At 64.7% G+C, this 17,774-nt stretch carries 19 protein-coding genes; 8 read left to right on the top strand and 11 right to left on the bottom strand.

Going from position 1 to position 17,774, the window contains the following annotated elements:
- Positions 1-47 precede the first annotated feature (47 nt).
- From clpX to LZ012_RS03545, 8 genes are all read right to left on the bottom strand, one after another.
- Positions 48-1,040, bottom strand: a complete 993-nt coding sequence (gene clpX / locus LZ012_RS03510; protein WP_275707598.1) for an ATP-dependent Clp protease ATP-binding subunit ClpX — start codon at positions 1,038-1,040, stop codon at positions 48-50.
- A 79-nt stretch (positions 1,041-1,119) separates the two neighbouring features.
- Positions 1,120-1,377, bottom strand: a complete 258-nt coding sequence (gene minE / locus LZ012_RS03515) for a cell division topological specificity factor MinE (protein WP_275707600.1) — start codon at positions 1,375-1,377, stop codon at positions 1,120-1,122.
- Between the two features lies 1 nt (position 1,378).
- Positions 1,379-2,194, bottom strand: a complete 816-nt coding sequence (minD, locus tag LZ012_RS03520) for a septum site-determining protein MinD (RefSeq protein ID WP_275707603.1) — start codon at positions 2,192-2,194, stop codon at positions 1,379-1,381.
- Between the two features lie 39 nt (positions 2,195-2,233).
- Positions 2,234-3,016 carry a septum site-determining protein MinC gene (gene minC / locus LZ012_RS03525; protein ID WP_275707605.1) on the bottom strand — a complete coding sequence of 261 codons (783 nt, stop codon included), beginning with the start codon at positions 3,014-3,016 and terminating at the stop codon, positions 2,234-2,236.
- Positions 3,017-3,104: 88 nt separating this feature from the next.
- Positions 3,105-3,344, bottom strand: a complete 240-nt coding sequence (locus tag LZ012_RS03530) for a DUF2789 family protein (RefSeq protein WP_275707607.1) — start codon at positions 3,342-3,344, stop codon at positions 3,105-3,107.
- A gap of 84 nt (positions 3,345-3,428) precedes the next feature.
- Entirely contained in the window at positions 3,429-4,868 is a 1,440-nt protein-coding gene (gene fumC, locus LZ012_RS03535; RefSeq protein ID WP_275707609.1) for a class II fumarate hydratase, read from the bottom strand.
- A gap of 69 nt (positions 4,869-4,937) precedes the next feature.
- Positions 4,938-5,507: a DUF1415 domain-containing protein gene (locus LZ012_RS03540; RefSeq protein ID WP_275707611.1), complete on the bottom strand. Its 570-nt coding sequence runs from the start codon at positions 5,505-5,507 to the stop codon at positions 4,938-4,940.
- A gap of 203 nt (positions 5,508-5,710) precedes the next feature.
- Positions 5,711-6,025 (bottom strand): amine oxidase, encoded by a 315-nt coding sequence (locus LZ012_RS03545; protein ID WP_275707613.1) that lies wholly within the window; start codon positions 6,023-6,025, stop codon positions 5,711-5,713.
- A 288-nt stretch (positions 6,026-6,313) separates the two neighbouring features.
- On the opposite strand from LZ012_RS03545, the gene gpmI reads away from it, so the two are divergent.
- From gpmI to LZ012_RS03580, 7 genes are all read left to right on the top strand, one after another.
- Positions 6,314-7,954 carry a 2,3-bisphosphoglycerate-independent phosphoglycerate mutase gene (gene gpmI, locus LZ012_RS03550; RefSeq protein WP_275707615.1) on the top strand — a complete coding sequence of 547 codons (1,641 nt, stop codon included), beginning with the start codon at positions 6,314-6,316 and terminating at the stop codon, positions 7,952-7,954.
- A 72-nt stretch (positions 7,955-8,026) separates the two neighbouring features.
- On the top strand, positions 8,027-8,902 hold the full coding sequence (locus tag LZ012_RS03555; protein WP_275707617.1) for a YihY/virulence factor BrkB family protein: 876 nt from the start codon (positions 8,027-8,029) through the stop codon (positions 8,900-8,902).
- A gap of 188 nt (positions 8,903-9,090) precedes the next feature.
- The gene (locus tag LZ012_RS03560; protein ID WP_275707619.1) at positions 9,091-10,050 is read left to right on the top strand and encodes a protoglobin domain-containing protein; all 960 of its coding nucleotides are present in this window, start codon (positions 9,091-9,093) and stop codon (positions 10,048-10,050) included.
- Positions 10,047-10,409 (top strand): STAS domain-containing protein, encoded by a 363-nt coding sequence (locus LZ012_RS03565; RefSeq protein WP_275707621.1) that lies wholly within the window; start codon positions 10,047-10,049, stop codon positions 10,407-10,409. Before LZ012_RS03560 ends, LZ012_RS03565 begins: the two co-directional genes overlap by 4 nt.
- Before the next feature lie 7 nt (positions 10,410-10,416).
- Positions 10,417-10,818, top strand: coding sequence for an anti-sigma regulatory factor (locus tag LZ012_RS03570; RefSeq protein ID WP_275707623.1), 402 nt, complete (start codon positions 10,417-10,419; stop codon positions 10,816-10,818).
- Entirely contained in the window at positions 10,806-11,450 is a 645-nt protein-coding gene (locus LZ012_RS03575) for a SpoIIE family protein phosphatase (RefSeq protein ID WP_275707625.1), read from the top strand. The genes LZ012_RS03570 and LZ012_RS03575 overlap by 13 nt, the downstream gene beginning before the upstream one ends.
- Positions 11,447-13,435 carry a putative bifunctional diguanylate cyclase/phosphodiesterase gene (locus tag LZ012_RS03580; RefSeq protein WP_275707627.1) on the top strand — a complete coding sequence of 663 codons (1,989 nt, stop codon included), beginning with the start codon at positions 11,447-11,449 and terminating at the stop codon, positions 13,433-13,435. The genes LZ012_RS03575 and LZ012_RS03580 overlap by 4 nt, the downstream gene beginning before the upstream one ends.
- Positions 13,436-13,449: 14 nt before the next feature.
- Here the strand turns inward: LZ012_RS03580 and LZ012_RS03585 are convergent, their stop codons facing one another.
- On the bottom strand, positions 13,450-15,123 hold the full coding sequence (locus tag LZ012_RS03585; protein WP_275707629.1) for a rhomboid family protein: 1,674 nt from the start codon (positions 15,121-15,123) through the stop codon (positions 13,450-13,452).
- Between the two features lie 157 nt (positions 15,124-15,280).
- Here LZ012_RS03585 and LZ012_RS03590 point away from each other — a divergent pair, with 157 nt between their 5' ends.
- Positions 15,281-16,039 (top strand): TerC family protein, encoded by a 759-nt coding sequence (locus LZ012_RS03590; RefSeq protein WP_275707632.1) that lies wholly within the window; start codon positions 15,281-15,283, stop codon positions 16,037-16,039.
- A gap of 47 nt (positions 16,040-16,086) precedes the next feature.
- Here the strand turns inward: LZ012_RS03590 and LZ012_RS03595 are convergent, their stop codons facing one another.
- Positions 16,087-16,638, bottom strand: coding sequence for a DUF1439 domain-containing protein (locus tag LZ012_RS03595; protein ID WP_275707634.1), 552 nt, complete (start codon positions 16,636-16,638; stop codon positions 16,087-16,089).
- Positions 16,638-17,672, bottom strand: coding sequence for an AraC family transcriptional regulator (locus LZ012_RS03600; RefSeq protein WP_275707636.1), 1,035 nt, complete (start codon positions 17,670-17,672; stop codon positions 16,638-16,640). Before LZ012_RS03600 ends, LZ012_RS03595 begins: the two co-directional genes overlap by 1 nt.
- Positions 17,673-17,774: the final 102 nt, after the last annotated feature.

The following is a 17,774-nucleotide window of genomic DNA, read 5'->3' on the forward strand; positions in this document are numbered from 1 at the left end:
CTTTCGGGAGCCTTCGGCTCCTTTTTTTGGCCCGTTCGACTGAAGCTTTAGCCGGACAGTTTGGGCGGCTCGAACAGCGAGTTGATGGTGACCCGCTTGATCGCTGGGTGATCCGGCACCGCGTACATCACATCGACCATCATTTCCTCGAAAATGCCACGCAGGCTGCGCGCCCCGGCCTTGTATTCAATGGCCAGTTCGGCGATCTGCGTGAAGACCGGGGCGGCGACGTCGAGCGTCACGCCATCGGCCGCCAGCATGGCCTGGAACTGCCGGTAGATGGCGTTCTTCGGCTCGGTCAGGATGCGCACCAGCATGTCCTGGGTTAGCTCGTGCAGGCGGGTGACGATGGGCAGGCGGCCGGCGAATTCGGGGATCAGGCCAAATTCGAGCAGGTCGGTCGGCTTGATGCGGGCGTTCAGGCGTTCGAGGATCTTCTGGTCGTCGTTGCTCTGCGTGGCGATGAAGCCGAAGGTGTGCGTCTGGGTCAGGATGTGGTCGAGCCCGACGAAGGCGCCGCCGCAGATGAAGAGGATGTGCGTGGTGTCGATGTGCCGGCCGTCCTTGAGCTTGACCGGGGCGCCTTCCATGATCTTGAGCAGGGCGTGCTGGACGCTTTCGCCGGACGTGGCGCGGCTCTGGCCGTCGGGCGCCTTCAGCTTGTCCACTTCGTCGATGAAAACGATGCCGCGCTGGGCCTTCCCGATGTCACCACCGGCCCGGTCGAGCAGGCGGTGCAGGATGGCCTCGATCTCGTCGCCGACGAACTGCGTCTGGGCCAGCGACGTGGCGTCGGCGGTGACGAAGGGCAGCTCGAGGATGCGGGCCAGCGTTTCGCAGAGCAGGGTCTTGCCGGTGCCGGTCGGCCCGATGAGCAGGATGTTGCTCTTGGTCAGCTCGACGCTGTCCGCCGCGCGGCTGGCCATGCGCCGGAAATGCCCGTAGATGGCGACGGCGAGCGTTTTCTTGGCGGTATCCTGGCCGACCACGTGCTCGTTGAGGCGGGCGACGATTTCGCTGGGTTTGAGCGCAATGGACATCGGGGCATTCCTTGACGGTAATGCCCCGATGCTATGCCGGTTCAGGCCGGCGGGTAAAGACGCTTGCCGCGTTTTTACATCACGCCTTTTCCGGCAGCTCGATCTTCACTTCGAGCACTTCGTAGCGATCCTGCTTTTCCAGCGAGACGCGGATGTCGTCCGGATTGACCTTGACGTACTTGGAGATCACGGCGATCAGCTCGCGCTGCAGGTCGGGCAGGAAGTTGGGGGCGCTGCCGCCGCCGTCGCGTTCGTGGGCGATGATCAGCTGCAGGCGCTCCTTGGCCACTTGGGCCGTTTTCGGCTGGTTGCCGAACAGTTTCTGGAGCCAGGACATGTCACTTGCCTCCGAACAGGCGCTTGAGCAGGCCCGGCTTGACGTAATCGACGAAGCGCAGCGGCTTGTCCTCGCCGAGGAAGCGGCTGATCACGTCGTGGTAGGCCTCGGCGGCGTCGGTTTCCTTCTGGTGGATGACCGGCGAGCCCTGGTTCGAGGCCTGCAGCACTTCCTCGGATTCCGGGATGACGCCGATGATGGGCACCCGCAGGATTTCCTGGATGTCCTTGTACGACAGCATTTCGCCGGCCTCGACGCGGGTCGGGTTGTAGCGGGTGATGAGCAGGTGCTCCTTGACCGGTTCGCGGCCTTCGATGGCGCGCCGCGACTTGGCCTGCAGGATGCCGAGGATGCGGTCGGAGTCGCGCACCGAGGAGACTTCCGGATTGGTCACGACCAGCGCCTCGTCGGCGAAGGTCAGCGCCATCACGGCGCCCGATTCGATACCGGCCGGCGAGTCGCAGACGATGTATTCGAAGCCCTGGTGGGTCAGCTCCTTGATCACGTTCTCGACGCCTTCCTCGGTCAGCGCATCCTTGTCGCGCGTCTGCGAGGCGGGCAGCACGAACAGGTTGTCGCAGTGCTTGTCCTTGATCAGGGCCTGGGTCAGCGTCGCTTCGCCGTTGATGACGTTGATCAGGTCATAGACCACGCGGCGTTCGCAGCCCATGATCAGGTCGAGGTTGCGCAGGCCGACGTCGAAGTCGATGACGGCGGTCTTGAAGCCGCGCTGCGCGAGGCCGGTGGAAAAGCTGGCGCTGGTGGTGGTCTTGCCGACCCCGCCCTTGCCGGAAGTCACGACGATGATTCGGGTCACGTTGGGTTCTCGCTCGGAGGTTATTGGATTGGGATAATTTTACCTGAGTGCCAGGGGCGCGACGGTCAGGCGCCCTTCGCCGCCGTCATCGACCAGACTGATGGTGGCCGGCTGGCGGGCCAGCTCGGCCGGCACGCCGGCCTCGAAAGTACGGTACAGGCCGGCCACGGAAACCAGTTCGGCCTCCAGGCTGGTCGTGAAGATGCGGGCGTTACGGTCGCCGCTGGCCCCGGCCAGAGCACGGCCGCGCAGCGGGGCATAAACGTGGATGTGGCCGTCGGCGATCACTTCGGCGCCGGCGCTGACCATGGCGGTGACGATCAGGTCGCTGTCCTTGGCGTAGAAGCGCTGCCCGGAACGCAGCGGCTTGTCGAGGGTGACGGTGCGCGGGGCGGGCTGCGGCGCGGGCGGGGGCGCGACCTGCTGCACCGGGGCGGCGACGGGCTGCGGGGCCGGAGCTGGTTCGGGGGCGGGTTCGGCCGCCTTGGCGCGCGTCGGGCGGCTCAGGGCGTCGGCGCTGATCTCCGGCAGCCCGGCCTGTTCGGCGGCGGCAGCCAGTTCGGGCGGCAGGCCCAGCGTGGCGGCGGCGTGCAGGCCGGAAGCGCGTAATAGTTGCCGGATGGCGGCCCAGTCGGCAGTTGCCGGCAGGTTTTCGGCGCCGCTGAAGTCCAGTACGGCGAGGTCGTTTTCGAAAAAGTCCGGGCTATTGCCGGTCAGTTCGGCCAGCGCGGCATGCAAAACGGCGACTTCGGTGGAGCGCACCTGCGCCTGGATGATCTTGAGCGCGGTGCCCTTGAATTGAATCGGTGAATCTTTGGCCATGCCTGCTGCGCTTGTGCTGCGAAAGGACTCCGATTATCCCACAGGCGTGGGGGCAGATGTTCTTTCGGCGCCAGGCCTGGCGCGGCGGCTAATGGTGCAGGTGCAGCTCGACATTCAGGGCATCGACGACCTCCGCCCATTCCGCGTCGTCGAGGATCGCATCGCGTAGGAAAGTGGCCTGCGCGGCGCTCCAGAAAGCGGCTTCGTGCAGCTGGGTGGCGCCCGGCAGCGGGCTGTGGGTGGCGATGAAGCGGTCGATGGCCTGCGCATCGTCGGCCTGGCCGAGTTGGGCAAACAGGCTGGGCATGTCGAGGGGCGAGCGGTTCATGGCGGTCTCCTTGGCGTCAGGCGTCGGTATCCATGCAATCAGAGTCCGGTCGTGTCGAGTGGTTCAGTGCATCTGCGCAGATCTTCACGCACCGGGCCGGCGCTCGCCGAGCATGGCCGTCGGGTCCAGCCAGCGGCCCAGTTCTTCTTCCGTCGCGTAGCCGAGGGCGAGGGCGGCCTCGCGCAGTGTGCCGTTTTCGCTGTGCGCCCGTTTGGCCACCTCGGCCGCCCGCTGGTAGCCGATATGCGGCACCAGCGCGGTGACCAGCATCAGCGAGCGTTCGAGATTTTCGGCGATGCGCCCCGGCTGCGCCTCGATGCCGCGGGCGCAATGGCGGTCGAAGCTGCGCATGCCGTCAGCGAGCAGGCGGATGCTTTGCAGCACGTTGTGGGCGATCAGCGGCTTGAAGACATTCAGCTCGAAATTGCCGGAGGCGCCGCCCAGGCCGATGGGCACGTCGTTGCCGATGACCTGGCAGCAGAGCATGGTCAGCGCCTCGCACTGGGTCGGATTGACCTTGCCCGGCATGATCGAGCTGCCCGGCTCGTTTTCCGGGATGCTCAGTTCGCCCAGCCCGGAACGCGGGCCGGAAGCCAGCCAGCGCACGTCGTTGGCGATCTTCATCAGGGCGACGGCCAGGGTTTTCAGCGTGCCATGCACGGCGACCAGCGCATCGTTGGCGGCCAGCGCGGCGAATTTGTTGGCGGCGCTGGTGAAGGGTAGGGCGCAGTCGCCGGCGAGGACGGCCGCCACCTGGTCGCCGAAATCGGCCGGCGTATTGAGCCCGGTGCCGACCGCCGTGCCGCCGATGGCCAGCGGATAAAGGGCGGGCAGGGTGCTGGTGATCAGGGCATGGGCCTGCTCGAGCTGGGCGGCGTAGCCGGAAAACTCGTCGCCGAGGGTGAGCGGGGTGGCGTCCTGCAAATGGGTGCGGCCGAGCTTGACGATGCCGGCGAAAGCCGCCGCCTTGCCGGCCAGCGTCGTGCGCAGGTCGGCCAGCGCCGGCAGCAACTGGCGATTGATGTCGAGGGCGGCGGCGACGTGCATGGCGGTGGGGAAGACGTCGTTCGACGATTGCCCTTTGTTAACTTCGTCGTTGGGCTCGAGCCGGCGCTGCAGGCCGCGTTCGCCGCCGAGCAGCTCGGAGGCGCGGTTGGCCAGCACCTCGTTGAGATTCATGTTGGTCTGGGTGCCGGAACCGGTCTGCCAGACGGCGAGCGGAAATTCCCCGTCGTGCCGGCCGGCGAGGATTTCGTCGGCCGCCGTGGCGAGTGCCGCCGCCTTGTCCGCCGGCAGCAGGCCCAGTTTGCTATTGACCCGGGCGCAGGCGCGCTTGACCAGGGCCAGGGCATGGATCAGGTCGCGCGGCATGCGCTCGGTGGAAATGGCGAAGTGTTCGAGCGAGCGCTGGGTCTGCGCTCCCCACAGGTGGTCAGCGGGGACTTCTATGGTGCCGAAACTGTCGCGCTCAGAGCGGGTTGCCCCGGGGTGAGCAGTGTCGCTGGCGGTTGGGTAGTGGCGCATGGCGGGACTCCTCGCGGTGATCGGCATACTTCACCATAGTCCCTGCCCACGCCGCCGGCCATGGGGAATTTACCCCAGCCAGAGCTTGCGCCAGCCGCCGTGGCCGAGCTTCTCCATCGTTTCGATATTGCGCTCAAAAATATCGGCGGCGTCGGGAAAGGCCGCCACGGCGCGGTCGATGCTGCTTTCGCGGAGCAGGTGCAGCATCGGGTAGGGGGCGCGATTGGTGTAATTGGCAACGTCGTCAGGCTCGCTGCCGGCGAATTCGTACTGCGGGTGCAGGCTGGCGATCTGGAACACGCCGTCGTAGCCGTTATTGCGCAACAGCGCCTCGGCCTCGGCCAGGAAGAAGTGATAGTCGAGGAAATCGGTCATCACCTGCGGATGAATGAGCAGCGTGGTGTCGAGTTGCGCCGGTTCGGTGGCGGCGAGCAAGGCCAGTTCCTTGTCCAGCTCGGCCAGCAGTTCGTCGGCCGTGGTGGCAGCGGTCAGCGCATAGCGCACCTGCTTCTTGACGAAAACGCTCTTGGCGAAGGGGCACAGGTTGAGGCCGATGACGGCGCGTTCCAGCCACAACCGGGTCGCCGCTAGGACGGGTTTGCGGTCGTCGGCGGGGTAGGGGAAGAGAACATCGGTCATGGCGGGGCTCGGGTCGGGTTTGGCGAAAATGCGGTCGGACCTGGAGGTGGCGCCCGGTCGGCCAGGCCGCTCCCGAAGCACGCCCGGCCCGCGTGGCGCTGGAGGCAGGGCGCAGTTTAGCAGTTCGCGGCGAGCCACTTTTCGCTGCCCCACAAAGACAAAAGCCCCGGACCGAAGTCCGGGGCTTTATAGGGTGAGCCGTGTTACTTGGTGGCCGGGGCCGGAGCGGCAGCAGCCGGGGTAGCAGCAGGAGCCGTTTCGGTCTTGGCCCCCTTCTTGGCATGCTTTTCGTGCTTCTCGTGCTTTTCGGCGGCAGCAGGCTTTTCGGTCTTGGCGGCCTCGGCCTTCACCGGCTCGGCGGCCTTCGGCGCTTCGACCTTCTTTTCGGCAGCAGCCGGCGCCGGGGCGGTGACCTTGGCGGCCGGGGTGGCGGCAGGGGCGGGAGCGGCAGCGCCCTGAGCGAAGGAAGCGGAAGCGAAGCCAGCAGCAACAGCCAGAGCGATAACGGTCTTGATCATTTTGAATCTCCTAAACAGGTTGGTTGTTTCGTTTTCAGGTGCTGCGATATTGCAGCGCCATGTGCCGAATAACGCGTCCCGTTGCCGTCCGGATGTCAGTGCGAATGTAAGACTGTGTATCGCTGCGTGACCGAGTTGTTTCCAGCGTTGTTACAAGTTCGGAACCCTGTTGTCGGAATCGGCCGGCGCCGCCTGATTCACGGTGCGCTGCGGTGCGTCGAGGTAAAATAGTCGTTTTCCCAACACGCCGCCGTCATGTCCGGCCGGCTTTTTTGCAGGAAACACGCCATGTTGCAGAAGCTTTCCACCTTCGCCGGCATCCCGGGCCCGGTCGTCACCATCGTGATGGACGGATACGGCCTGCCCAAGACCGATGTCGGCAGCGCCATCGCCGCTGCCAGGAAACCGACCCTCGACCGCCTGTTCGCGGAATATCCGAACATCCGCCTGCGCGCCCACGGCACCGCCGTCGGCATGCCGTCCGACGACGACATGGGCAATTCGGAAGTCGGCCACAACGCCATCGGTGCCGGCCAGGTCTATGCGCAAGGCGCGGCGCTGGTGTCGAACGCTATCGGCAGCGGCGATATCTGGCAGGGTTCGGCCTGGCAGGAAATCGTCGCCGGCGCCAAGGCCGGCCGTGGCGTGATCCACTTCATCGGCCTGTTCTCCGACGGCAACGTGCATAGCCATATCGACCACCTGAAGGCCATGGTCGAGCGGGCCAAGGCGGAAGGCGTCAAGACCGTGCGCATCCACGCCCTGCTCGACGGCCGCGACGTGCCGGAAACCAGCGCGCTGGACTATGTGGTGCCCTTCGAAGCCTTCCTGGGCGAGATCAGCGGCGGCGGCTTCGATGCCCGCATCGCTTCCGGCGGTGGTCGCCAGTACATCACCATGGATCGCTACGACGCCAACTGGGCCATGGTCGACAAGGGCTGGAAAACCCACGTGCTGGGTCAAGGTCCGCAGTTCGCCAATGCCACCGACGCGGTGAACGGCCTGCGCGAACGCCATCCGGGCACCATCGACCAGGACCTGCCGGAATTCGTCATTGCTGAAAACGGCCAGCCGATCGGCACCGTCGAGGACGGCGACTCGGTCGTCTTCTTCAACTTCCGCGGCGACCGTGCCATCGAAATCACTCGTGCCTTCGTCGAGGCCAGTTTCGACAAGTTCGACCGCGTGCGCTACCCGCAAGTGACCTTTGCCGGCATGCTGCAATACGACGGCGACCTGCAATTGCCGAAGCGCTTCCTGGTCGCCCCGCCGGCGATCAAGGACACCTCGGGCGAATGGTTCAGCAAACTGGGCATCGCCCAGTTCGCCTGCTCGGAAACGCAGAAGTTCGGCCACGTGACGTATTTCTGGAACGGCAACCGTTCCGGCAAGTTCGACGGTGAAACCTGGCAGGAAGTACCGAGCGACGTGGTGCCCTTCGAGCAGCGGCCATGGATGAAGGCCGCCGAAATCGCCGACGCGATGATCGCCGCCATCCAGTCCGGTAAATACAAGACCCTGCGCTGCAATTTCGCCAATGGTGACATGGTCGGCCACACCGGCAATTTCGAGGCGGCACGTATCGCCGTCGAGGCGGTCGACCTGTCGCTGGCCCGCGTGCTCAAGGCCATCGATGCGGCCGGCGGCGTGGCGCTGATCACCGCCGACCACGGCAACGCCGACGAAATGTTCGAACTGGACAAGAAAACCAAGCAGCCGGCCATGAACAAGGACGGTTCGTTCAAGGCCAAGACGGCGCACACGCTGAATCCCGTGCCGCTGGTCCTCTACGACAACGTGTCGGGCGGCAAGCTGGGCCTGCAGCAGACTGAAACCTGCGGCTTGTCGAATATCGCGGCGACCATCGCCAACCTGCTCGGCTACGAGAAGCACGGCCAGTGGGACGACAGCGTGCTGGTCATCAAGTAAGCAAACCCCCAAGGCAGGGGCGTCTCGCCGAGGCGCCCCCACGCCAGCGCAGACCCGCTGGCAGGAGAGGCGATGAACGAGGCTTCCGAGCACGACAAGGCGGTGCAAGTGGCGCTGCATCCCGTGGCCTTCGGGCTGCGGGTGCTTAAGGCCTTCATGGCCAACCAGGGCCTGTTGCTGGCCGGAGCGGTGGCGTATTACGCCCTGCTCTCCATTGTTCCGCTGCTCATCCTGACCGTCTTCGCCTTGTCGCACCTGGTCAGCGAAGCCGATCTGTTCCAGGTTCTCGGGCGCTATCTGGAATGGCTGGTGCCCAGCCAGTCGCAGGCGGTGCTGGCCGATGTGTCGGCCTTCCTGAACAACGGCGTGGGGGTCGGCGTACTGTTGATAGGCACGATGATTTTCTTCAGTTCGCTGGCTTTTTCCGGGCTGCAAAAGGCGATGTGCATCATCTTCGCCCATCGCGGCCGCGAACGGCCGCGACATGCGCTGGTCTCGGCCATCCTGCCCTACTGTTTCGTGCTGCTGCTCGGCGTCACGCTGCTCGCCGTGACCTTCGCCTCGGCGCTGCTACAGGCCATGGCGCAGGAGAGCCTGGTCGTTTTCGGCCACCAATGGAGCTTGGGTCGCCTGTCCGGCGGCCTGTTCTACGGCTTGGGCGTACTGATCGAAACGGTAGTCCTGGCCGGCCTCTACCTGGTCGTTCCGGTCGGCCGCACGCGCCTGAACCACGCCCTGATCGGCGGCTTCAGCGCCGCCGTGCTGTGGGAAATCCTGCGCCACCTGCTGGTCTGGTACCTCGCCCACCTGTCGAAGGTCAGCGTCGTCTATGGTTCGCTGACGACGGCGGTGGTGGCGCTGTTTTCGATGGAACTGGCCGCGACATTGCTGCTGCTCGGCGCGCAGGTGATCGCCGAGTACGAACAGCTGAAAAAACTGCACGCCTAATCGCCACGCTGGCTGGAACGAGGGCGCAGCCGTGCGGCAGCCCCCCGTTTCCCCTTGCCTGTCAGAACTGCGGCGCCCCGGGTGTCACCGCGCCGGAATCGCTGCAACCTATGCTGCCGCAACGGTTCTAAGTTTTGGAACCTAGCGCAGTAATTGCCGACTAACCTACTCCGCTTGTAGGAGGCATCATGGCAGATCGTGAAGCGTTGCAGTCGGAATCGTCCATGTCCGCGGACGAAGTTGAACGGCGCAAGGCCTTTCTGGGCTTTACCGATGACGACGTGAGGGTGCTCGAGGGGGTCAACGACATCGCCACGCACTACGCCGATTCGATGATCGAGGATTTCTACCGTCATCTGCTGAGTTTCGACGAAACGCGCGCCTTTTTTACCGATCCCGAATTGCTCAAGCATGTGAAGAACATGCAAAAGCTGTATTTCATGCGTTTGACGCAGGGACATTACGACCAGGAGTACGTCGCCAATCGGATTCGCATTGGGCGCGTCCATGAGCGTGTGGGTTTGCCGGTCAAATCCTATTTCGGTATGTACTGCTTCTATTTGCGTGCCGTACTCGAGCGCCTGCGCACGGAGTTCGCGGAATCACCGGAGCAGGCGTTCAGCGTTTTCAATTCCCTGATGAAGCTGACCTTTTTCGACATGGGTCTGGCCATCGATACCTACATCGCGTCGCGCGAGCAAACCATCCAGGATCAACAGGAGGCGATTCGCGAGCTGTCTACACCGGTGCTGCTGTTGCGCCCCGGTTTGCTGCTGCTGCCGATCATCGGCGTGATCGATTCGCTGCGCGCCCGCCAACTGACCGAGCAGTTGCTGCGCTCGATCCGCGACAACCGGGCGCGGGTGGTGGTCATCGACGTCACCGGCGTGCCGTCGGTCGATACCAAGGTCGCCAACCATCTGGTCCAGACCGTCGAGGCGGCCCGCCTGATGGGGACGACGTCCATCGTCAGCGGGATCGCCCCCGAAATCGCCCAGACCATGGTCCGGCTCGCCATCGATCTGCGCCGCATCAGGACGGTGGGCGATCTGCAGAGCGGCATCGAGGAGGCCGAACGCCTGCTCGGCTATACGGTGGTCGGGATAGATGGCAAGGCCGCCGGTGAGGCCAACAAGGGGGCGGCATGAACCACAGCCGCGCGTCTATCCTGAAGCTGGGGCAAACGCTGATCGTGTCGGTCCAGGAAGCCCTGATGGACGCCGACCTGACCGGGCTGCGCGACGAATTGGTCGCCGACGTCAAGAAGTACCGGGCGGCCTGCGTCGTCATCGACGTGACGGTGCTCGACGTGCTCGATTCCTTCGCCGCCCGCACCCTGCGCCATATCGCCCAGATGACGCAACTGCTCGGGGCGCGCACCGTCATCGTCGGCATTCAGCCGGATGTGGCCTTCGCCATGGTGCAACTGGGTCTGACCCTTGAGGGCACGGATACCGCGCTCGATCTGGAAGACGCCTTGTCCCTGCTCAATGTCAAGGTGGGGTGAGAGCGTCGTGCCCGAAGAACTGAATGTACCGATCCGTTCCGAAGCCGATCTGGTGACCGCCCGGCTGCGCGGCCGCGAGTTGGCGGCGGCACTGCATTTTTCCTCGAGCGAACTGACCCTGATCGCCACCGCCATTTCCGAGGTGACCCGCAACATCCTGAGCTATGCCGGCAGCGGCGAACTGGATTTGCGCCACGTCCGGCGCGGCCAGCTGGAAGGCGTGGCGATCATCGCCCGCGACCGGGGGCCGGGCATCGCCGATCTGTTCGCCGCTATGCAGGACGGCTTCAGCACCTCGGGCGGTCTGGGCCTGGGGCTGCCCGGTTCGAAACGGCTGATGGACGAGTTCGACGTGGCCTCCGAGGTGGGCAAGGGAACGACGGTGACGATGACCAAATGGAAAATGTAGGGATTGCTAATACCCACTCTGCCGCCTGCGAATACGCGGTTGCCAGCCGGCCTTTCCCCGGCGAACGCCAGTCGGGCGATGCGGCGCTGGTCGATGCCGATGCCGACAATATCCTGGTTGCCGTGGTCGACGGCCTGGGCCATGGCGAGGAGGCGGCCCACGCGGCAGATGTGGCGATCAAGGCTTTGCGCACCCCGGCCGGCCGCTCGGTGTCCAGCCTGCTCCAGCACTGCCACGAAGCCTTGCGCCCGACGCGCGGCGCCGCCGTCGCGCTGGCCACGCTGCAGGCCTCCGGCGCCACACTGACCTGGAGCGGGGTCGGCAATGTCGAGGGCGTGCTGATCCCGGCCCGCTACGGTCCGCCGCGCCGCAAGGAGTACCTGATCAACCAGGGCGGGGTGGTCGGCTATCGCATGCCGGCGGTGCGCGCCCGCACGGTGTCGATGCAGCCGGGCGACGTGCTGATTTTGGCCAGCGACGGTGTTGACGAGCGTTTTGCCGAGAACGACATGCCGGCCGGCGCACCCGAGCAGATGGCGCGGGCCATTCTTGAACGCCATGGCAAGGAGAGCGACGATGCCCTGGTGCTGGTTCTGCGCTGGCTGGGCACGGCGTGCGGAGGCACACCATGAATCTCGCAGCCCGGAACTTCGCGGTGGATTACGAAATGGCCTTCGTCGAATACCTGGAAGGGGGGGACGAAGAGACTGCCTTGCAGCGCGCCTATGAACTGGGCCGCCGGGCGATTGCCGGCGAGCAGAGCATCCTCGGCCTTATCGACATTCATCACCGCCTGCTGCAAACCGTCGAGGCGGAGCCTTCCGCCAGCCGGACGCTGCCGCGCAGCGAAGCTTTCTTGACCCAGGTCCTGGCCTTGTTCGAAATGACGCATCGGCAGACACTGGATCTGAACCGGTCGCTGCACGACAGCGAGCGGCGCAAGGCGGCCATACTGGGCAGCGCCTTCGACAGCATCGTCACTTTCGATATCGCCGGCCGTATCATCGAGTTCAACCCGGCGGCCGAGCAGATGTTCGGACACAGCCGGGCTGACGCCGTCGGCCGCGACCTGGTCGACCTGATCGTGCCGCCGGCACGGCGCGAAGCCTTCCGCCTGATGCTTGCCTTCTGCCGCGGCAAGTGCGACGGAGCGGCGGCCGGGCAGCGCGAGGAAATGACGGCGCTGCGCGCCGACAGCAGCGAGTTCCCGGTCGAAATGGCCGTCACCCTGGTAGACGTCAATCCCTTCCCCTTCTTTGCGGCCTTCGTCCGCGACCTCAGCGAACGCAAGGCCTACGAGGCAAAAATCGAATATCTGGCGACGCACGATGCCTTGACCGACCTGGTCAACCGCAACCTGCTCAAGGATCGCCTGGAAAATGCCATCGCCCATCTGGCGCGCGATCAGGACAATGCGCTGGCGGTGCTGTTCGTCGGCGTCGAGCGCTTCAAGTTCATCAACGACAGCATGGGCCATTCCTTCGGCGATGCGCTGATCCGGGAAATCGCCATTCGTCTGCGGCAGGTGGTCCACGACGGAGACACGCTGGCCCGCCATGGCAGCGACCAGTTCGTCATCGTGATGGACCGCCTGAAGAACGGGGCCGAAGAGGCGCTGCAAGGCGCGAGCAAGGTGCTGGCGGCCTTCATGCAACCGTTCACGACGGAAGGGCATGCGATACACCAGTTCTGCAGCATCGGGGTCAGCCTCTATCCGAACGACGGCAAGGATGCCGAAAACCTGCTGGCCAATGCCGACGCCGCCATGCATCGCGCCAAGGCGGCCGGCGGCGGCACGGTGCGCTTCTACACGCGCGACCTGAGCGTCTTCGCCGCCGAGCGCGTCAAGCTGGAGAGCGCGCTGTGGAGCGGCCTGGAGCGCAGCGAGTTCAGTCTTTTCTACCAGCCGCAGGTGCGCGTCAGGGACAATGCCATCGTCGGCGCCGAAGCGCTGATCCGCTGGCAGCATCCCGAATTCGGCATGGTCTATCCGGCCCGCTTCATCGGCCTGGCCGAGGAGACCGGCCTCATCCGCCCGATCGGCGAATGGGCGCTGGTCACCGCCAATGCGCAGAACCGGGTGTGGCGGAGCCAGGGCTTTCCCGAACTACGCATGGCCATCAATGTGTCGACCCGCCAATTCCGCGACGGCGGCATCCTGCACTCGCTGCAGGCGCTGCTCGCCGCCGGTGAATTGGACCCCGGCTCGCTGGAGTTGGAAGTCACCGAAAGCAGCATGATGGACGACATGGAGGAGTCGATCGGCATCCTCAACGACTTGCGCGCGTTGGGCGCCAGCATCTCGCTCGACGATTTCGGCACCGGTTATTCATCGCTGGCGTATCTGCGCCGCCTGCCGGTCGACCGGCTGAAAATCGACCAGTCCTTCGTGCATGACATGGAGTCCGATCCGCAGAAGAAGACGATGATCAAGGAGATCATCCATCTCGCCCTGGCCTTCAATCTCGGCATCATTGCCGAAGGTGTCGAAACGAGCGGCGAACTCGGCTTTCTGGCCGAGCACGGCTGCCACGAATACCAGGGCTATTTCTACTCGCGGCCGGTCAGTGCCAGCGAGTTCGAGCGCCTGCTGCGCGCCCCGCGTACGAACGGCTGATCCAGGCCGCCCGTTTAACGGGGTGCCGCCGATTTTTTCAGGGTTGCCGTCAATTTGACGACCCGCGCGGAAATTTCCTGCAGTTCCGCTTCGATGGCTGCCACGCGGGCTGGATCGGCGGGCTGCAGCTTGTCCGAACCCGGCTGGGCGATCTCCGGCATTTCCAGCAATTCGAGCATCAGTTCGCTGGTCCGGCGCATGTCCTTGAGCAGCGGCTGGCGCGGGTCGTCGGCGAAGAGGACGACCTGGTCGAATTGCACCATGGTCTGCCGGAAGGCGGGGACGTAAATGGTCTTGGCGCGTTCGTCCAGTTCCTTTTCGCTGAACTTTTTCTGCTCATGCTGGATGGTCTGGACGATACGGTTGAAGCTGTCCATGGCCTGCGCGAAATTCTCCCGGCTGGCCATGGCTTTCTTCAGGTCGATCGGGGCGTGCGGGGCAAAGGCCGCGACGGTGGCCGTGCCGCCCAGGGCCAGCACGATGGCGAGCATGGCGCGCCGGCGGTAGGTGAGGGTGAAATGGGCGAGGTCGAATTTTTCCGGCAGCACCCAGGCGAGCAGGCAGCCGCCGAGCAGGCCGCCGATATGGGCCGCATTGTCGATGCCCGGCTTGGAGAAACCCTGAAGCAGCGCATAGATAATGAAAATACCGAGACTGCTGGAAGTCTGCTTGCTGAAAGCCTTGGGTAATTTGTCTCGGTGTTGCAGCACGGCCACCAATAAGGCCCCGGTTACCCCGAAAACGGCGCCCGAAGCGCCGACCGAAACAGCCTTCTGGGCCGAGAAGTGCAGACTGAGCGCGCTGCCCATCAAGCCGGCGCCAAGATAGATGATGGCGTACAGACGCTGGCCGTAGATGCGTTCGACGCTGACACCGGCGGCGACAAGGCCGATCATGTTCATCGCGACGTGCATCAGGCCGCTGTGCAGGAAAGTGGCCGACAGCAGGCGCCACCACTCGCCCTGCTGGACGGCCGATGCGGCATTGCCGCCCCAGGTCAGCAGCTTGTCCGGCGCACTGTGGGCCAGGCCGCCGCCGAGGCCGAGGGTGACGAGCCAGATGGCGACATTGCCGGCGACCAGCAGCCAGGTCAGCCATGGCGTCGGGGCGAGGGCCTTGAGCGTTTCCTGGAATTCGTTTTCCTGGCTCAGTTCGCGGCTGATTTCGCTGGCCTGCCCGGCCAGCGGCGAGGCCCGTTCGGCCAGCCGGCGCTGGATGGCCTGGAGCAGCGCAGCCTGGGTGGCTGCATCGAACGATGCCAAGGGCAGGGCCGGGCGGGCCTCGTTGACGCCATTCCAGAACTTGCGCCGGTCTTTCCGCTCCGGAGTTTCAGCCAATTCGAACTGGATCTGCTTGGCGCTTGGGTCTTTCGTTAACGACATCCCAACGATATCCGGCCAGGCGATTTGTTTTTCCCGGCCGGGCAGCAGCGGCGAGCGAATTCCCTGGTCGTCCAAAATGACCAGCGCCTTGCCGTTGCCCAGGCTGCGGCGCAGGAAGAAGTCTATCAAGGCAAACACGCCGAGGACGATTGCTGCAGTGACCAGCTGCGAAGCAGGGCTGCCTTTGCTGGTGTAGGCGAGGTAGGGGATCGACAGTGGGGCGCTCCACCACAGCCAGCGCCTGGATTTAGCGTGATAGCTGGTACTGGAGGCGTGGAAGTCTTGGGCCGGGAGGGTTTCGTTCATGGAATGCAGCGACCAAAGCAGAAAGCCGCATTCTAAATGACAATGTATTTGAAGGACTGTTCGGGTTTTTCGAAGGGTCAGTGATGCTGGCGGTGGTGGTTGGCGTTGGGCACGATTCCTAAAATGAGGCTTTGCTTATTCACCGGGGCTGACCGCCATGCTCGAATTTCTGCTTTCCCCCGAAATCTGGATCGCTTTTTTCACGCTGACCGCGCTGGAACTGGTGCTCGGTATCGACAACATCATTTTCATCAGCATCCTGGTCGACAAGCTGCCCAAGGAGAAGCAGGAACTGGCCCGCCGCATCGGCCTGTTCCTGGCCATGTTCATGCGCATCGCGCTGCTGCTCGTGCTGTCGTGGATCGTCGGCCTGACCGAGCCGGTACTGACCCTGTTCGGCTACGGCATTTCCGGACGCGACATCATCCTGATCGCCGGCGGCCTGTTCCTGATCTGGAAAAGCACCGGCGAGGTGCACCAGTTGCTGGAAGGCGAGGAGGGCAGCGAGTCGGCCCGCGTGGCGTCGAGCTTCGCCGGGGTGATCGCCCAGATCATGGTCATCGACCTGGTCTTTTCGCTCGACTCGATCATCACCGCGGTCGGCATGGTCAGCCAGGTCGGCGTGATGATCGCCGCCGTCGTCGCCTCGGTCGGCCTGATGATGCTGTTCGCCCGGCCGATCGGCGAGTTCGTGTCCGATCACCCGACCATCAAGATGCTCGCCCTGTCCTTCCTGGTCGTCGTCGGCGTGGTGCTGATCGCCGACGGTTTTGGCACCCACGTGCCGAAGGGTTACATCTACTTCGCCATGGCTTTCTCGGTGTGCGTCGAGATGCTCAACATCCGCATGCGCAAGCGGGCCGAGAAGCCGGTCGACCTGCGCGAGCCGTATGCCCGCGAGTTCGAGGCGGATTGAGGCGGTGATCCGTCATTCCCGCTGTGCGGGAATGACACGGAGCGTACTTAAGCTGGCGACAGCACGGCGGTGACCCGCCCCGGTTCGATGCGGATCGAGCGCAACAGCCAGCGGGCGGCCCTTTCCTGCAGCGAACCGTCTTCGCGCAGGACATAGACCGGCTTGCTGCGGAAGTAGGCGGTCATCATCTGGGTGATCGCCTGGCGGGCCATCGGTTCGGCTTCGGGGCGCAGGCCGACGGTTTGGACCGATTCGGCGACCGGGTTTTCCAGGAAGAAGGCCTTGGCGTTGTCGTCGTAGCGCAGGCCCGAGGTGCCCAGCACGTCGACCGGCACCGGCGGCTGGCCGAGTACCGAAATCTTCAGTCGGGCGGCGACGGCGGCTTTGCCTTCGGGTTCGCCGAGGTGGATCTTGGGCGGTTCGATCAGCGACACGACCAGCATGCCGTTGCCGTAGCTTTTCTGCAGGGTACCGTTCTTGTCGACCTGAGCCTGGAGGTCGGCTTCGGAAAAATAGATTTCCTTGTCGAGCAGGCCGGCGCTGCCGGCGGTGGCGCTGACGAGCAGGGCGAAGGCGGCGAGTAGGGATTTGAGTTTCATCAGTGACCTCGATTCGTTTCGGCGTATTTTCCCACCCATTGGCGCCGGTAGTGCACCGGGGCCATGCCGGTCCATTCGACGAAGGCGCGGTAGAAGGCAGAGGTGTCGGCGTAGCCGAGATCGGCGGCGACCTTGGCGATGGAGTCCTTGCTCTTGGTCAGGCGGGCCAGCGCCATGTCGCGGCGCAGGGCGTCCTTGATGCCGCGGAAGCTGGAGCCTTCTTCCTCCAGCCGGCGGTGCACGGTGCGCGGCGACAGGTGCAGGCGGTCGGCGATATCGTCCAGGCTCAGCGTGTCGGGCAGGGTGGCGCGCAGCAGGTCGCGGACGCGGGTGACCATTTCCCGGTCGCGCCGGTAGAGCATGGTGATCTTGCCCGGTGCGCCGTCGAGGAAGGTGCTCAGCGCCGCCTCGTCACGACGGATGGGCAGGTCGAGCAGGTTGGCGTTGAAGCTGGCGACCAGCGTGCCCATGCCGCCGGGCAGGGTTGGCGCGAAGCGCGAATCCTCGGTGAAGATCAGCGCATAGTCGGCGAAGTGGGCCGGCTTGCGGTAGGGGAAGACCACGTTGTCGAGGCCGATGCCGCGCCCGGCCAGCCAGCACGACAGGCCGTGCAGCAGGCGGAGCAGCCATTCGAAGGCGAAGATGCGGCCGGGGTCGTCCGGGTCGTCGCTCAGCCGCCGGGTTTCGGCGATGACCAGTTCGGCGTGGCCGTGCGAGCGGCGCACGCTGACCGCCAGGTCGGGCAGCACGACATGCAGGAAGCGGCTGGCGCGGGCCAGGGCTTCGGCCAGCGTCGGGGCGGACAGGCAGCCGCGACACAGGAATTCGAAACTGCCGACGCGCATCGGCTGGGCGAAGAGGGCGAAGCCTTCGTCGTCCAATTGCCGGTTCAGGCGGTTGTACAGCGCAGCGTAGCGGTCGATCGGGATGCGGCTGGCCGTGTCTGCAATATCGATGCCCAGCGCTGCCAGTACGGGCGCCGGATCGATCTGGCGGCGGGCCATGCCGGCCAGCATGCCGGTAACAAATCCCATTGCGACAGTAGCTTGCGTTCTGCTTGGTGAATTTTCCATCCTGCGGTGCACCATTTTTCGGTTCGGCGTATCGCCAACATCTCCACTGTAGCACCTTGGCGG

Source organism: Dechloromonas hankyongensis (assembly GCF_022012295.1).
GTDB lineage: Bacteria > Pseudomonadota > Gammaproteobacteria > Burkholderiales > Rhodocyclaceae > Azonexus > Azonexus hankyongensis.

Excerpts from the sequence above, each read along its gene's own strand:
- LZ012_RS03530 (WP_275707607.1), bottom strand. The coding sequence starts at position 3,344 with ATGAACCGCTCGCCCCTCGACATGCCCAGCCTGTTTGCCCAACTCGGC.
- LZ012_RS03595 (WP_275707634.1), bottom strand. The coding sequence starts at position 16,638 with ATGAAACTCAAATCCCTACTCGCCGCCTTCGCCCTGCTCGTCAGCGCC.
- LZ012_RS03585 (WP_275707629.1), bottom strand. The coding sequence starts at position 15,123 with ATGAACGAAACCCTCCCGGCCCAAGACTTCCACGCCTCCAGTACCAGC.
- clpX (WP_275707598.1), bottom strand. The coding sequence starts at position 1,040 with ATGTCCATTGCGCTCAAACCCAGCGAAATCGTCGCCCGCCTCAACGAG.
- minE (WP_275707600.1), bottom strand. The coding sequence starts at position 1,377 with ATGTCCTGGCTCCAGAAACTGTTCGGCAACCAGCCGAAAACGGCCCAA.
- LZ012_RS03545 (WP_275707613.1), bottom strand. The coding sequence starts at position 6,025 with ATGATCAAGACCGTTATCGCTCTGGCTGTTGCTGCTGGCTTCGCTTCC.
- LZ012_RS03575 (WP_275707625.1), top strand. The coding sequence starts at position 10,806 with ATGGAAAATGTAGGGATTGCTAATACCCACTCTGCCGCCTGCGAATAC.
- LZ012_RS03580 (WP_275707627.1), top strand. The coding sequence starts at position 11,447 with ATGAATCTCGCAGCCCGGAACTTCGCGGTGGATTACGAAATGGCCTTC.
- LZ012_RS03555 (WP_275707617.1), top strand. The coding sequence starts at position 8,027 with ATGAACGAGGCTTCCGAGCACGACAAGGCGGTGCAAGTGGCGCTGCAT.
- fumC (WP_275707609.1), bottom strand. The coding sequence starts at position 4,868 with ATGCGCCACTACCCAACCGCCAGCGACACTGCTCACCCCGGGGCAACC.
- LZ012_RS03565 (WP_275707621.1), top strand. The coding sequence starts at position 10,047 with ATGAACCACAGCCGCGCGTCTATCCTGAAGCTGGGGCAAACGCTGATC.
- LZ012_RS03560 (WP_275707619.1), top strand. The coding sequence starts at position 9,091 with ATGGCAGATCGTGAAGCGTTGCAGTCGGAATCGTCCATGTCCGCGGAC.
- LZ012_RS03600 (WP_275707636.1), bottom strand. The coding sequence starts at position 17,672 with ATGGGATTTGTTACCGGCATGCTGGCCGGCATGGCCCGCCGCCAGATC.
- minC (WP_275707605.1), bottom strand. The coding sequence starts at position 3,016 with ATGGCCAAAGATTCACCGATTCAATTCAAGGGCACCGCGCTCAAGATC.
- LZ012_RS03540 (WP_275707611.1), bottom strand. The coding sequence starts at position 5,507 with ATGACCGATGTTCTCTTCCCCTACCCCGCCGACGACCGCAAACCCGTC.
- LZ012_RS03590 (WP_275707632.1), top strand. The coding sequence starts at position 15,281 with ATGCTCGAATTTCTGCTTTCCCCCGAAATCTGGATCGCTTTTTTCACG.
- gpmI (WP_275707615.1), top strand. The coding sequence starts at position 6,314 with ATGTTGCAGAAGCTTTCCACCTTCGCCGGCATCCCGGGCCCGGTCGTC.